Annotated in this window: 13 protein-coding genes and 2 pseudogenes; 10 read left to right on the forward strand and 5 right to left on the reverse strand. The window is 65.5% G+C overall.

What is annotated here, in order from left to right:
* Positions 1–12: 12 nt before the first annotated feature.
* Positions 13–843, reverse strand: a complete 831-nt coding sequence (locus OG788_RS45675; RefSeq protein ID WP_406368547.1) for an endonuclease/exonuclease/phosphatase family protein — start codon at positions 841–843, stop codon at positions 13–15.
* Positions 844–1,390: 547 nt separating this feature from the next.
* Between OG788_RS45675 and OG788_RS45680 the strand changes: the two genes are divergently transcribed.
* Positions 1,391–1,624: a DUF5302 domain-containing protein gene (locus OG788_RS45680; protein ID WP_406368545.1), complete on the forward strand. Its 234-nt coding sequence runs from the start codon at positions 1,391–1,393 to the stop codon at positions 1,622–1,624.
* Between the two features lie 410 nt (positions 1,625–2,034).
* Here OG788_RS45680 and OG788_RS45685 read toward each other — a convergent pair.
* A pseudogene (locus OG788_RS45685) lies at positions 2,035–2,779 on the reverse strand (transposase family protein); the annotation flags it as partial.
* 390 nt (positions 2,780–3,169) lie between these two features.
* Between OG788_RS45685 and OG788_RS45690 the strand changes: the two are divergent.
* The 5 genes and pseudogenes from OG788_RS45690 (at position 3,170) to OG788_RS45710 (ending at position 9,785) form a co-directional block, all read left to right on the forward strand.
* Complete coding sequence (locus OG788_RS45690) at positions 3,170–4,240, forward strand: hypothetical protein (RefSeq protein WP_406368544.1); 1,071 nt, start codon at positions 3,170–3,172, stop codon at positions 4,238–4,240.
* Between the two features lie 1,393 nt (positions 4,241–5,633).
* Entirely contained in the window at positions 5,634–6,830 is a 1,197-nt protein-coding gene (locus OG788_RS45695; protein WP_406368542.1) for an IS110 family transposase, read from the forward strand.
* A 47-nt stretch (positions 6,831–6,877) separates the two neighbouring features.
* Positions 6,878–7,115: pseudogene (locus OG788_RS45700) on the forward strand (transposase); the annotation flags it as partial.
* 49 nt (positions 7,116–7,164) lie between these two features.
* The gene (locus OG788_RS45705) at positions 7,165–7,623 is read left to right on the forward strand and encodes a hypothetical protein (protein WP_406368541.1); all 459 of its coding nucleotides are present in this window, start codon (positions 7,165–7,167) and stop codon (positions 7,621–7,623) included.
* A gap of 1,169 nt (positions 7,624–8,792) precedes the next feature.
* A complete protein-coding gene (locus OG788_RS45710) occupies positions 8,793–9,785 on the forward strand; it encodes a helix-turn-helix domain-containing protein (RefSeq protein WP_406368539.1) in 993 nt (330 codons plus the stop codon).
* Positions 9,786–9,817: 32 nt separating this feature from the next.
* Here OG788_RS45710 and OG788_RS45715 read toward each other — a convergent pair whose 3' ends face one another.
* Positions 9,818–10,036, reverse strand: a complete 219-nt coding sequence (locus tag OG788_RS45715; RefSeq protein WP_406377023.1) for a DUF397 domain-containing protein — start codon at positions 10,034–10,036, stop codon at positions 9,818–9,820.
* A gap of 575 nt (positions 10,037–10,611) precedes the next feature.
* On the opposite strand from OG788_RS45715, the gene OG788_RS45720 reads away from it, so the two are divergent.
* Positions 10,612–10,734, forward strand: a complete 123-nt coding sequence (locus tag OG788_RS45720; protein ID WP_351556743.1) for a hypothetical protein — start codon at positions 10,612–10,614, stop codon at positions 10,732–10,734.
* 361 nt (positions 10,735–11,095) lie between these two features.
* Positions 11,096–11,518, forward strand: a complete 423-nt coding sequence (locus tag OG788_RS45725) for a hypothetical protein (RefSeq protein ID WP_406368537.1) — start codon at positions 11,096–11,098, stop codon at positions 11,516–11,518.
* A 713-nt stretch (positions 11,519–12,231) separates the two neighbouring features.
* Here OG788_RS45725 and OG788_RS45730 read toward each other — a convergent pair.
* Complete coding sequence (locus OG788_RS45730; RefSeq protein WP_406368536.1) at positions 12,232–12,660, reverse strand: hypothetical protein; 429 nt, start codon at positions 12,658–12,660, stop codon at positions 12,232–12,234.
* 377 nt (positions 12,661–13,037) lie between these two features.
* Here OG788_RS45730 and OG788_RS45735 point away from each other — a divergent pair, with 377 nt between their 5' ends.
* Positions 13,038–13,286, forward strand: a complete 249-nt coding sequence (locus tag OG788_RS45735) for a hypothetical protein (protein WP_406368535.1) — start codon at positions 13,038–13,040, stop codon at positions 13,284–13,286.
* Positions 13,287–13,402: 116 nt separating this feature from the next.
* Positions 13,403–13,582, forward strand: a complete 180-nt coding sequence (locus OG788_RS45740; protein WP_406368534.1) for a hypothetical protein — start codon at positions 13,403–13,405, stop codon at positions 13,580–13,582.
* Positions 13,583–13,682: 100 nt separating this feature from the next.
* On the opposite strand, the gene OG788_RS45745 is transcribed toward OG788_RS45740, so the two are convergent.
* Positions 13,683–14,264 (reverse strand): hypothetical protein, encoded by a 582-nt coding sequence (locus tag OG788_RS45745; protein ID WP_406368533.1) that lies wholly within the window; start codon positions 14,262–14,264, stop codon positions 13,683–13,685.
* Positions 14,265–14,371 lie beyond the last annotated feature (107 nt).

Below are 14,371 nucleotides of genomic sequence, written 5' to 3' on the forward strand. Positions count from 1 at the left end.
CGGGCCCGACTGCTACTTCGACCGGCTCAGCTGTGCCTGCACGCCGTAGTGGTCGGACAGGTAGGCCTGGCGGCCGTCGCCCAGTGTCACCTTGTCCTGGAACACGAAGTCGGCGCCCCCGGTCAGCGTCTCCCCGGCTGCGGCCCGGACCAGTACGTGGTCCAGGGCCGGGGGCGAGGGCCATCGAGGTGTGGGCCGGTAGGTCGGACGGGTGTCGCCGGCGAGGACGTCGCGCAGCCCCGCTGCGGCGACGAAGTCGGCGAGTACCGCCGAGTCGCGCGGGACGTTCAGGTCACCGACGACGGCGACGGGCAGGGACGGGCCGATGGCCGCGATCAGCGTGGTGAGCCGGGCCAGCTCGGCACCTGCGATCCGCGTGTACCGGTTCGCGGGGGACCAGTCGTCGTCGCGGTTGGCCGACAGGTGGGTGTTCACGACCACCAGTTCACCGTCCGGGGTGGCGACGGACGCCACCTGGGCACCCTTGCGCATGAGGAGTTCGCCGCGCACCGGGCCCGTCACCGGGTACCGCACGAACCGCCATCGGCTGATCGGCCACCGGGACAGCAGCACCAGGCCGCCCTTGAGCAGGACCGTGCCCGAGTAGGCGACGTGCCGGTATGCGGGAGCGGCACGGCGGATCAGCCGGGCGTTGCGGCGGAACATGACCTCCTGCAGGCAGACGATGTCGTAGTCGGACCCATCGAGCGCCGCGCCGAGGGCACGCAGCCGAGCCGGGACATCGCCGGTGAAGAGGGTGTTCATGGTCAGCAGCCGCACGGCCTTCACGGACTTGTCACCTTCCGTCCGGTGGCCTGCCGGGCCGTGCGGAGAGTCGCTCACGGCGCTGATCGTACTGTCGCCCCTGCCGCCGAAGGGCCCGAAGCCGTGGATGGACACTGCCGCGAGAGAAGGGTCGGTGGCATACGGTCCCGGGCCCGTGACCGCGGCGTAGGCACACTCGTCGGCGTCACTCCACAGGACACGACCGGGTCGGGAACGACCGGGGACCACCGATGACCTCCCCACCGGCCCGGCACCCGAACCAGCACCCCGCCCCGGCGGGGCCCCGGCAGCCAGGACGAGCTGTGCGCACTGTCGGCTCCGCGCCGGCTCATCGGGTGCGCCTCGCGACAACATCTCCTGCACCGACTCTTGCCGCCTCTCCTGCGCGAGGATCGCCCACATCACGGAGTCCGTGCAGGTCACCTCCCCCGCGCGGGCGTGGTCCGGGTTCTGACATCCCCGTTGCGGGTGCTCTTGGCCCATGTCTCTGGCTGCAGCCGAGGAGAGGGAGGGCTGGATGGGCGGCGCGGACGCCCCGTGGTTCGGGGTGCGGTGCCCGCCATGACAAGCTGTGCTTTCCACTGCCCGGCCCCAGGAGGTCACCATGGCTACAGAGTCTCCATCGCCTGAAGAGCCGGTTGACGGCGAGAACCCTCCCCTCTCGCCCGACGAAGACGCCCAGGACGACTTGAAGCGCAAGTTCCGGGAGGCTCTGGCGCGCAAGCGTGGCATGCAGGCGGACGCCGCCCTCACTGCGAGCACCAACACGTCGAAGGTCCACGGCGCGCACGGCCCGGCCGCGAGTCAGCGGTCGTTCCGTCGAAAGAGCGGTGGCTGAGTCCCATAACGGCCCCAGGACGGGACTCGGCAGAGTCAGGGAGCCATCGGCTCCAGCCCCCGGGTGCTGATGTTCCTGTTCGGCAACAAGGACGGACTCGTGCGGGCACTGCTGAATCGGGCCCGCACTGATGAGCTGGAGATTCTGGTGCCGCTCCGCCAGGCCGATCGCCCCGTCGGCCTGGCGGAGCGGCCGAGCAGGTGTGGACCTGGCTCGCCGCCGAGAGCACCGTCCGCTGCTACGACTGTGGACCGAGGCGTACACCCGCTCGCTCGTCGAGCCCGAAGGACCCTGGGGCGGGTTCGCCAGAGCCACCTGGACGACTGGCTCGACGTCCTGGCCGCCTGCCGGCCGAAGCCGGAACGAGACTCCAGCGCAAGACCACACCTGCCGTGGCAGGATCCACCGCGCGGATGCCGCTCGGCCAGCAGCACGGCGTCGTACAGATCCTTGCCCTGCGCGTGCATGTCGTTGATCAGCCACATCAACTTCCAGGCCAGGGACAGTTCAGGCGTGGCCGCCTGTACGATCGTGCCGCCCGGGGCGCTTCGGGCAGCCGCTCGTTGAATACGAAGTCGAGCTGCACATGGCCGCCCGGCAGTCCGGCCAGGAGTTGGGTCAGTCCCAGCTGCCGGGCCTGGGCGATGCCGGCGCAACTACCCGGCCGAACCGGGCTGCAGAACACGACGCGCCCCTCGGCGTCCGTGAGGATCATGGACTTCACCGCGTTCTGCTTGGTCTTCCCGGAGACGAATTTCCCCCGGTCCTTGCGGCATGCCGCCGGGCGGCGCACCCCGATCTCCGTGCCGTCGACGATCCCGGTCCGACCGTCGGGTGCCCAGGTACTCGACGACCTCGGCGAGAGGACGCAGCCGGACGTCCGGCGCATCCCGCTGCCCGAGCAGAGGCCGCACCTCGCCGATGGCGCGCGATGGTGGAGCGGTCCACACCGAACCAGCAGGCCAGCACGTCATGAATAGTGCCATGCCGCAGACTCGCCAATGTGGCCAGCAGCCGGTCGACGAAGACGAACCTGCGCTTCGCCCCGGCTCCCGCAGCCCGTCGCCGCGGCCGAGTCGTCAGGCGTGCCTGATGCTGTTCGTGCCACAACGGTCCTACCTCAGCCACGAGTTCAACGATCACCGTCGGCGGCAGTCCCGGACTCGGTACTCCGCCACGATCAACTCACCTTAGTCGGCGGTCAGGGGCGGGTCAGACGCCTGGGGCTTGCGGTAGCAGTACAGGAAGCGTGCAGTTGTCTGGCGAACCGGGGATGCCGCCTCCGTTGCCGGGGGTGCTGCCGGGGCGAACCAGTTCGAGCGGCTCCGCGAGTACCAGACGGCGCCGCAACTGATCATCGGGTCCTGGTGGTCAAGGACTCGGTAGCCGATTGACCCGGGGTTGTGGGTGAACGTGAGTTGATATCGCTGTACCCCTACAAGAAGCCCGGGCTCTGCGTTCGAGAAATCCAATTAGTGGACCAAATGGGGCTATTTCGGCGCGCCGCTGTTTAGTTTCTGGCCAATTTTGACTACATTTAGATACGTGGAAGAACGCAAATTCTCATTGCGTCGATATAGGCCCCATTACGGAAGGGGGCAATGGGAACTCAGAGAGGTACTCCGCTCCCGAGTTGCGGAAATGCGTGTTCTCGTTTCCACTCGAGTGGATCCGGATGGTGATCCTGAGGCGCAATCGCGGATTAAGGATGCGGCACTAAACGAGTTGGAAAAGGCCGATGCGGCACTCGATCATATCATCCATGATCGGCGAATTTCTGGGTCGAACTTGGCCGTCGCGCAGGCGCATCTTGACATGGCGCACTCCCTAATGCTGCGCTTGGCGCCATTGGATTTGGTTAGAGCGCTGTTGCCTGGATTGGTTTCTGTCGTTCGTGAACATCTCTGTGTCACGGACCTCCGAAGGTCTCAAGTCGAAGAGATCGAACAGGACGTTGAAGCGGGTAAAGCACTGGATGGCAGGCAGCGCGAGCTGCTCATTGATGCAGTAGGTGTCGCCCGCCAGGAACTGCTTCGTGAGAATCTTCGGGTGCGTAGCTTCGTCGGAATCGTGTACGGCGTGTTCACTGCCCTCACTCTTATCGCAGTCGTTGTCGCGGTGCTGGGAGCTCTATTCCCTACCGTGGTGCCTCTCTGTTTTGGCCCTATGGACGTCGGAATTGTATGCCCTACGGGGGATGATTCGGTCCCTGGCTTCAAACCTGGGGACAAGGACCTGGATGCTGCCTATGCCGAGGTTGCGAAGTCGAGGGACTACCTCGTCATCGAACTCGCCGGGATGGGGGCCGCTGCGGTTGCTGCCGCTGTGACGCTTAGACGGATCAGAGGAACCGCGACTCCATATAACGTGCCGGTAGCTCTTGCGCTTCTCAAGTTGCCGACCGGTGCGCTGACTGCCGTACTCGGACTAATTCTGATGCGGGGGGCATTCGTCCCTGGTCTGTCGGCCCTCGATTCATCTGCACAAATTATTGGGTGGGCGATTATTTTCGGCTACGCGCAGCAGATCTTCACAAGACTCGTCGACCGACAAGGGCAGGCTCTGCTTGATGCCGTCGGGGGCCCCGACCCTGCTGCAGTCGCTGTCAGTTCCTGATTCAGGTAGTGGCAGCCCACTGACCGCATCGCTTGGCCGCCAGGGTTGTTCATCAACGTGAAGCCGTCTCTGGCCGGCGGAGTCATGGGGCAGGGTGTGCCTCCTGCTCGGCGCGCTGTCTGTTTTTGGGTCAAATCGGTGCCGCATGGCTGCATCAGTATCTCGGTAGGTCTTGCACTCAGTAGTCTGATTCCCACTCCGTATGAGTGACTCCCGCCGCACCGCATTTCTCGCACTTCATTGACGAGTACCAGCGGATGCGCCCTCTTGGCCAAAATTCATCAGCCGTACGTCGATCTTGTCCGTGGTCAACAACTAGCCAACAATGAACCACGTCGGGCGCGTCCCGGTTATCTCCGGGCTGGCAAGTAGCCTTCGCTAGCCTGTCCCTCATGTCCCTCATGTCCCTCATGTCCCTCCTGGCCGTGTCGGCCGCATTCTTTCTTGCTCTCTTCTTGCTTTTGAATGCCGACCATTCTTCTGGAACTTCCCTCCCTACCGCTACGGCCCATAGTGCCTTCACGAAAAATCCTAGCAACAGGGCAGCCGCGACAAACAGTAGAAAGAATGTCAATCCCATCCATAGGGAGTTTGCATTTAGGTCACTTGACTCTGACTCGAAATCCAGTGACTTAGTCGCCAGAATATACCACCCGCCCCCAAGGAAGGGTATTGAGAGCATCGCGCACCCGAACTGCGGGATTCGAGTTCTCCGTGTCATTTGACCGCCAAGCGAATCGCCGAATTTGCCGGTTGTGACAATTAACGCCATGCGTATCAGTCAGCGAGTCTGAATGATTCTGCCGCAATGTTCGCACGGGTCGTTATGGCCGTCGCGAACCCATGTCTCGCGCCTGCAATGCGGGCACGTGACCTTGATGTTCTGTCCGTAGTTAAACATTAGGAAACGCTCATTTCTTGATTGCGTCATCGGCAGAGTTTCGGAAGCGCTGCCATTTCCCTTATGAGTGCGAGTCGCCTCCTGCTCACCCATCAAGTTGATGTCGATTCTGCAACTAGGGGTCGCGGAGGCGCCATACGTCATACGGCCCATTTCACCCCTGCGCCTGATTCATTTGTTCGATGCCACTTGAGCGGTGGTTGGGGCGGTACGGCGGCGGGGGCCGCTTCTCGAGCAGTAGGTGCTGGCGCACGTGACCTGGAGCGTGTCCTACCGTTCAAGCGGGCCGGATCTGATCATTCGTAGGATCAGGGAAGCCCAGGGGTTCTGGGTATGGCTGTGAGCGTGTCGCCGTCTGATGGCTCAAGAGACTTGGCCGCCCGGAGCCCCGCGACGACTCGACCGCTAATTGGGATACGCGACTTGATCGCTTCGTAGGACAGCGCCGGCGAGGTCGTCTGCTGGGAGTCACGCAACGACGAGCTGGCGGAGGTGACCGTGCCCCAGATATGGGCCGGAGTGGACATCGGCAAGGAACACCACCACTGCGTGGTGATCGACGCCCAGGGAAACCGGCTCCTGTCGCGCCGCGTCCTGAACGACGAGACGGTCCTGCTGGAGCTGATCGCCGACGTGCTCGCACTGTCCGAGGACGTCCTGTGGGCGGTGGACATCAACCACGGCGGCGCGGCCCTGCTGATCGGACTGCTGCTCGATCACGGCCAGCCGATGGCCTACCTCACCGGCCTGGCGGTGCACCAGGCATCCGCCGGCTACCGGGGCCAGGGGAAAACGGACGCAAAGGACGCCTTCGTCATCGCTGATCAGGCCCGGATGCGCAACGACCTCGGCCGCCTGCGGCCCGGCGACGAGATCGCGGTCGACCTGCGCACCCTGACCCGACGCCGCACCGACCTGGTCTGCGACCGCACCCGCCAGATCAACCGCCTGCGAGCCCAACTCCTGGAGGTGTTCCCGGCGTTGGAGCGAACCCTGACAGTGACAAACAGGGGCCCGGTCATACTCCTGACCGCTTACCAGACCCCGGCCGCGATCCGCCGCAGCGGCGTCAAGCGCATCGAGACCTGGCTCAGGAACCGCAGGGTCAGAAACGCCGCGGCCATCGCCGCCACCGCTGTCGAGGCAGCTGTTGGGCAGCAGGCGTCCCTGCCCGGCGAGAAGCTGGCCGCCGCCATGGTGGCCCGCCTCGCGAAGGGGATCATCACCCTCGACGAGGAGATCGCTGAGCTCGACGCCCTCATCAAGGCCCGCTTCCGCGAGCACCCGCACGCTGAGATCATCCGCAGCATGCCCGGCATGGGCACCCTGCTCGGCGCCGAGTTCATCGCCGCGACGGGTGGCGACATGGACGCGTTCGGCACTCCGGACCGCCTGGCTGGCTTCGCCGGCCTGGCCCCGGTCCCACGGGACTCTGGACGCGTCAGCGGCAACATGCGCCGTCCCCACCGTTACCACCGCGGCCTCCTACGGGCCTTCTACCTCTCCTCCATGGCCAGCATCAAGTCGTGCCCCGCGTCGAGGGCCTATTACCAGCGCAAGCGCCACGAGGGGAAGGGCCACAAGCAAGCCGTACTCGCCCTGGCCCGCCGACGGGCCAACGTTCTCTGGGCGATGATCCGTGACGGAGCGTTCTATCAACCGGCACCATCAGTCACTCTGGCGGCTTGACTTCCTCATTGGGAAGTCTCTTTGGTCAACTGGTCAGTTGATTGGACGTGTCCATCTGGTTAGTGGTCACTGATGCGATGTGGGAGCGGATCAAGCCGCTGATGCCGGCCGATCCGGGGGCGGCGCTGGGCCGACCACCGTCGCACCCTAGAGGCCATCGCGTGGCAGTACCGCACCTGTTCGCCGTGGCGGGACCTGCCGGACGAGCTCGGCTCCTTCCAGACGGCGCACAAACGCCTGATCAGGTGGGTTGTGGACGGTACTTGGGATCAGATCCTGGCCGCGTCCAGGCCACGGCCGACGACGGACCTGGGCGCATCCCGGTGGGACGGGGGTGTCGTTCCAGGTCTCGCAGGACGAGATCTCCTACTCCGCCCCGGGCGACACCCCCATGGCGGCCGTCAACCCGAAGGAGGGCGCCTCGCTGGCCGACAAGAAGGACTACCGGCGCGCAGTCGAGTGCCTGGGCGACGTCTACCGTGCCGACTTCAATCCGCTCACCTCCACCAAGCCGGTGCGCTTGTCCGCCCTCGGCCAGCAGGCTGCCTCCGCCGCCAAGAACATCGAGACGCTCTGCCTCGTGGTCAAGGACGAGGCGACCGCCGACCGCGTCGCGGCCAAGCTGCGTTCGGTCGTCCGCGCCAAGTCGGCGAAGTTCGACGGCACGAAGGTGACCATCGAGAAGGGCGACCAGCCCGTGGTGCGTGCGGTCGTCCCGGACGCTGCCACACAGCGGCCGGGCCGACTGATGATCTCCGACGTGGACCCGCGGATGGCCGTCACAGACCTCTGAGCCGTTGCTGGACCGGAGCATGCAGAGTTGACGGGATCCCACCCGCGACTATCGATCGCCGTGTTGTGGGAATGCGCAGATCTCAGACTCGCTCGTGGGACCGTGAGGAGCGGAGCGGCCTGTCGACATCCCCCGAACGACGGGGCGCCGCCTGAAATCGCAGGAACGGGAATCAGGACCGCAGGCCCGAAGCCTGCGCAGCAGTGCTGGCGTGTCCGGGAGTGGACACCGAGACTGATGCGCCGTGCCTGCTAGTATTGATCTTGAGCTGACCGGCGGAAGCCGCGCCGGTTTGGTGATGCGTTGGTGGTCCAAGGAAAGACGTCCCGCTTCCTGCGGGGAGATGCAGGTGCAAGGCCTGCCCGGCGCTCTGCGAAGACCCTGTCCCGTTCTGCGGGGCAGGGTCTTTTTTCGTCTCCGGTGCGCGGACGGGGCTGGCGTGCGCTGATGTCGGGCTGTTACTCACTTTCGAGTGATGGCCGGATGCCCGGTGGGATGGCGTTGCCCGGCGGGTGTGGTCCTGCAGCCAGTTGCCGCAACGACGAGACCTGTGGCGTGCGTCAACTTCGCGCCTACGCGGCATAGACGGGGGATGCAGGTGAACGTCACCGTGATCCGGATGGTCGGTAACACGGCATGCGTCTCGTTCACATACCGACGAATGGGGTTGTGCCCGCATGAGGAACAGTGCCCGTTCGCCATCGCGGAAGAACCTGGAGCGGATCGAGCAGGGTTGCAGGCTGGTACGGCGGGAGAACATCGCACCGCTGCCTGCCGGCCCGCCTCAACTGGCAAGGCCGCGGCTGGACTTGTAGGCGCAGTCGGCGGTGCCTCGTGGTCCTTCACTGCGCGGAGTCCTGGGGCGGCTTCGATGCAGGCACCTATCGGAGGCCGTGTGGAGATCGCTGGAGCAGGGAGCCTCTGCAGCGGAGCAGGTATGGCGCACTGATTGCTTGTGGCGGGTGTGGATGCGTTCGTGACGGAGGTTGGCCAGTTGGTGGCGGAGAGTGGTTCGGCGTGGGGTGAATCGCTTGTGCTGGAAGGCTTTCTGCCTGATGCTCAACTCCAGGTGGCTGTTGTGTATTGGGCTGTGGGCTGTATCGCGGCGTGCGAGGTTGCAGGCGTAGGTATGGCGTGCTGCCGGATGGCGTTGTGGCAGGAGGATGGGTGTGCCGCTGAATGATCCGGCTTTGCAACGGCGCAGGCTGCGGGAGCAGTTACGGCGCTTACGGGAGTCGAAGCACCTGACGCAGAAAGCCGTTGCCGAGCAGCTGGAATGGTCGCATTCGAAGATCATCCGAATCGAGTCGGGAACGGTGGGGATCTCGATCACGGATCTCCGGGCTCTGCTGGCGCTGTACGACGTGACGGACGCGGCGCAGGTCGACACGATGGTGTCGATGGCGCGGGCGGCGAAGGAACGCCCGTGGTGGGATGCGTACAAGAACATGGCACCACAGGCATTCGTGGTGTCCATCGCGTATGAGAACGCCGCGTCGGTGATCCGGAACTTTGAGCCCGACCTGGTGCCCGGTCTGCTCCAGACGGAGGAGTACGCGCGCGAGGTTCTGCAGTGGACCTCGCCGCCCGAGCAGGCGGGGCCTCGGGCGGATCTGCGCCTGGAGCGGCAGGAGCGGCTCTTCCGGCCGGACGGGCCGGAGATGCACTTCATCATCGATGAGGCGGCGCTTGCGCGGACGGTGGGCCGTCCGGCGGTGATGCGGCGCCAGCTGAACCGGCTGAAGGAACTGGCCGACCACCCGAAGATCACCCTTCGGGTGGTCCCGTTCCAGCTGGGCCTGTATCGCTATTTCACAACCTCGTACGTGATCTTCGAGTTCGCCGAACCGGACGAGGACATGGCGTTGTATCTCGAGACGCAGGCGCGACACAGTGACGCCATCATCGTGGAGGGACGGGATTCAGTCTCCGAGGATTCCGTCGCCCACTATCTGGAGAATTTCTACGAGCTGGAGATCAAGGTACCGGCCACGGACGCCGTCGCACTGATCGAAGCGAACACGGAGCGGCTGACGCACCGGACGGCACCGCCCGCGTCGGACGGAAGCCCCGTCGGCTCGGCTGTGCCTTCTCCGGACGGTGTTCACGCCAGTACCAGCGCCGGGGACCGAGTGGAAGACGTGCCGAGAGTCGAAAAATAGCGGGAAACCAGGCCGGCGCGCGATGCGGATGCTTACCGCAGTCCATTGAGGAATGCCTGCCAGGAATGGTCGGGGAAGGTCAGGACGGAGCCTGCTGGGACTTTCGAATCCCGCACGTGCAGAACATCGGAACTGGCTGCAACCTCAACGCAGTTCCCCCCTCCGCTTGCGCTGCTCTTCAGCCAGGTCAGGGGAGGGCTGGGAATCTTGTCCATCAGGAAGCTCCGGAGCAGAAAAAGTGGGCATGACATGCGGGGCGCACCGGATATAGCGATGCGCGTGGCAAAGATTACATCAGTCACAGGCGGGCAGCTGCCTGAGCCGAAACAAGGGTGTGTCCCCAGGTCGGAGGCCGGTCGGCGGGCGGGTATGCACCGTGCGGCCGCCAAGGGAATGCGTCCAACGGTTGACGGGTGAGCAGGTGCCAGTTCGCTTTATGCCAGGTGGCTGCCTGATGCTGTGCCAGCCGCATGGCGGACGGCAATGTGGCATCGGCCGACTATGCCGTTGGTGCATGGCGCTGAGCATGGCGGCTGACAGAAAGAAGCCATCTGCCACTTGGCAGATGGCCCTACGGTGCCGATACTGGAGTAGAAGGTATCCACGCCCCTTGTTGACAGACAGGGGCATCCCCTTTGCGGCGGCTACCGTAAAGGATTTGGGCGGGTTTGCACTGAATAATCCATTCAGTGCAGGCCCGTTTCCTATTGCGCCAGACAAAGACCCCCTTGGCACGCCTCCTTTCGTCATGCAAAAATTACCGAGAGAGATGTCTGGTCTTTACAAAGAGAAGGCATACGTCTCTCGGTCCAGGAGGGAGGTGGAAGTGTACAAGGAGATCGGCAAAGTCGTTATGGACGCGCTGCAGAGTTGGGCCAAGACGATGCGCCTGTGTGTGATTCTCTCCGCGGTAGCCGCCGCGGGAACCGTGGCACTTCTGGTCATGTAGTGAACTGTCTTTCTTCATGAGGCAGTGGATACCTGTGAGGTGGAGGCCCCCGTTTCTCTTTGGACGGTCTCCACCTCCGCCTGCGCCAGCATTGGCTTGTCCCAGCCCGCGCATTGCGCTGCTCGCTGAACCGCAGCACCCTCGCCGCCCGCGCCGACACCCGCTCCGTTTCACCTTCGACGTTCTCCAAGCTGTTCTCGCCACCGTCCAACACCGTCTTCGGGCTCCTGTTCGCCCGTCGGGCGGCTGTTACGCAGGCGAGGGTCGGCGAGGGCTTCGATCGTGTCGGGACCGAAGGTGAGGGTGGGATGATCCTGTTCTCTCCGGTACGCCTTGCGACGCCACGTCTACCGGATCTCCGGTGACCGACGAGGAAGACGAAGGATCGATGACGCTGAACGTGGGCCAACGGGTGCGACTGGCGACGGATCTCCGGTTGGCCGGGTCGGTGACCCCGGATGGGGAGTCCCCGCAGGAGACGGGTGCCTTCGCCGCCTCTCTGGCCCTGGCAGCAGGCATCGAGGGCACCGTCGAGCGTGTGGACGAGCATCACCGGCAGCAGAGCCACGAGGTCCGTGAGTACCTGCGCCTCAAGTCGCTCCTCGACGACTTCGGCCACCAGATGCCGTCGGCGAGCAGAAAGCAACTGGAGGAGCAGGTAGGGGCCTTGGAAGATCAGTGGGTCGCCTACCAGCGACAGATGCTCCGCGTCACGGTCCGCGTCCGGCTCGACAACGGATTCGTCCTCGACGACGTCCCCGAGGAGGCTTTCGCCTCCGCCTGACACACGTTTCCCAGAGCGCCGGCCACCTTCAAGTGTCCCTGATTCAATTGCTCATGGAGGACACGTTCTTTCCAGGCCACGCGCGATTACCGGGCCGCCATCGACCACGCCGCCACCAACAATCAGCTGCCCCACGCTGTCACCGCCGCCTACGCCGGGCCCGAGCAGCTCGCGGATGCGATCGTTCAGGCCCCGGCTTCCTGCGGTGGGTCATCGAATCCGTCCACGATGAGGAGGGCCGACGCCGCGGCGCAGACCAGCCCGTCCCCACCGCGGTCACCCTCCCGGACTGGGCCCGCCGACCAACTCACCACCCTCCTGGCCGAGGACGACGAATAGCCCGGCGGCGTCGGCAGTAACCCCCGATCGCACGCTTTCCCGGCGGGACCTTGGGGCTGCGGTTGTCGTCCGTACGGTCCGCTCCCGGAGCTGGGGCACTGTTGCCCCCGGACGCGTGCCACCGGGACACCGGCCGAAGACTCCGGAGGACCCGCTGGCGCGGTCCCTTCCGAAGGTTCGCTGCTGGGAAGCGGGCGGTACGGGAGCGGTTCACCGCCGCTCTGTGCAGGGGCAGTTGAGGCACCAGGCGGGGGGCCAGCGGAGGGCTACCCAGCGGAGGGCTACCCAGCGGGCCGGGTGGCCGCCGCGTGTTGTGGCACGCTTGCTGGCCGCTCTGAGCGTCGCAGTTGGCCGGCTTAACGAGCCCCTGCTGGTCAGCAGTTGATAGGAGGGTTACCGGAAGCGACGCGGCAGTAGTCCGACCCGAGTCCGCCGTCGACGGTGCCGGCGTTCGGGCCGACGGAGATGAAGTCGCCGTCGGCTCCGCCGAGGATCTTGCCGGTCGCCGTGGTACCGGCGTTGGCCGTGATGGAGTCGCCACCGGCTCCGCCGTCGACGGTGCCGGCAACGATGCCGTTGATGACGATGTAGTCGCTGCCGCCCAGGCCGTTGACGCTGTCGCCCAAGGTGAGGGCGCCGCAGCTGATGTAGTCGGAGCCGGCAGTACCGCTGACGGTCGTACCGGACACGGGGCGGCCGTTGACCGTACAGGACGTCAGGGCTTGTGCAGGCGTTGCGGTCAGGGCGAGGGGAGCGGCCACGAGGGTGGCGGCGCAGAGCGCACGTATCGCATGTCTGATCATGCAATGAGTGGCTCATGACGATTTCATGATCGCAATGCTGCACCAACGGTGGCGCCACCGTTCGGGGCAGTCCGCCGCCTGGACGGCCCATCAACGCTCCCTGTGCCCCAGACGACGGTGCCGAGACCGACGAGCATTGCCCATCCCGCTGCTCCCGGTCGGGCACTTGACCAGGACCGCCGGCCCGTACTTCTCCTGCCTTGAGCAGGCACCCGTGATGCGCCCGCTTCATTGGCCGCACGGGCCGCGGCGCAGGAGGGTACCTGAGAGGGTGTCGAGGGCGTCCCTCCTGAGCTGGGCATCCTTCGACAACCGGACAGCAGTGTGATGCCGAGGCAGATGTGGAGGATCTTCAGGAGACGCAGGATCGCGGTCGCATGGGCGTAGGCATGGCTTGGTGGCGGTTGCGGGTCAGGCTCGCCACCGGGGTGAGGGATCTGCTGGTCTTCGGAGAGGGCGCAGTGGCTGCCGTCGTCCTGGCCGCCGCCCATCGCGATGCCGACGCGGCGGGCGGCTGGATGCGGATGGCGGCCCTGAGCCAGCCGGTCCGACGGGTCGTCGAAATCGTCGGCCTCGACACGATCATCACCTGCTGCCCCACCCTCGCCCAAGCCCTCAAACCCTGACCCGGCGGACACAGCGGTCCAGCGACCCAGTACCTCGCAGTCAGCTTCGCCGGCCCGGCCCGTCGGAGCGCCGGGGCCGACTCGCCGCGTGAACGGGACGGGGGCAGGCTGGAGGCGTGAGCCGCGCGCCGATCGTCGTGCACCGGCCCTCGCGTACGGGCGGTCGGAGAGTGAGCGTGCACCGCCACGGACGCGACGAGATCCTGGGCACCGCGTACAGCGACCTCGATCTCGTCGTCTTCCTCGAAGCCGCCGGCATCGCCGATCCCGAGGCTGTCCTGGACGACCCTCAATGACGCGGAAGCGCCTCGCTGATCCGATGCGTACTGGGTCTGCCGCCGTGGCGCCAGCGGTCGACCTCTGCGGCGCATGGCACCCGGGGGAACACCCGCCTGCTCAGTCCTGATCCCGCTGGGGTGTGCCTTGTGCAACGGCTTCCCGTGCCGATGACGGTGGACCTGTCGGGGTGAGCTGTGCGGAGGCGGCCTTGGCGTGCAGGGAATCCACCGCCTCGAGTTGCCGTTCCGCCCGTTGCAGCAGTTCTTCCAGCCGGCCGGAGTCGAGGCGCGGGTCGCCGGGGGAGGCGGCGAGCAGGGAGCGCCACAGCAGCGCCTTGCCAGTCACGCCCATGCGCATGGCTTCGAGTTCGATCAGAAGTGTGAGGCCGGAGCGGCGCAGTAGGCGGCCGTTGGGCTTCACCCGTCCGAGCTTCTCGCCCAGCCATGCTCCGTAGACCTTGTAGTGTCTCGCGGGAGCATGTAGGTCTCTCATCAGCCGCACCAGGGCCCGCCGGTCCTGCAAGACATCCGTCTCCAGGGCCCGCAGTTCCTGGCCGCAGGGCGAATCGCCGTGCTCCTGGACCATGCGGTGCACCAGCCCGGCACCGGCCGTCGCACCCGCCAGATGATCATTGAGATAGATGCCGAGGAGTTTCTGCCGCCCAGGACCTCCGCTGGAGCTTCGTAGGGGAGCGCTCATGGTGTTCCTCCGCGTTCTGGCAACCTCTTGTGGTGAGCGAGTGCCCCCGCTGAGGTTGTCAACCGCTCTATGCGCAGGCTGCCCTGCGTCGACGGATGCCGCAGCCG

Origin of the sequence: Streptomyces sp. NBC_00647, assembly GCF_045207245.1 — a bacterium.
GTDB lineage: Bacteria > Actinomycetota > Actinomycetes > Streptomycetales > Streptomycetaceae > Streptomyces.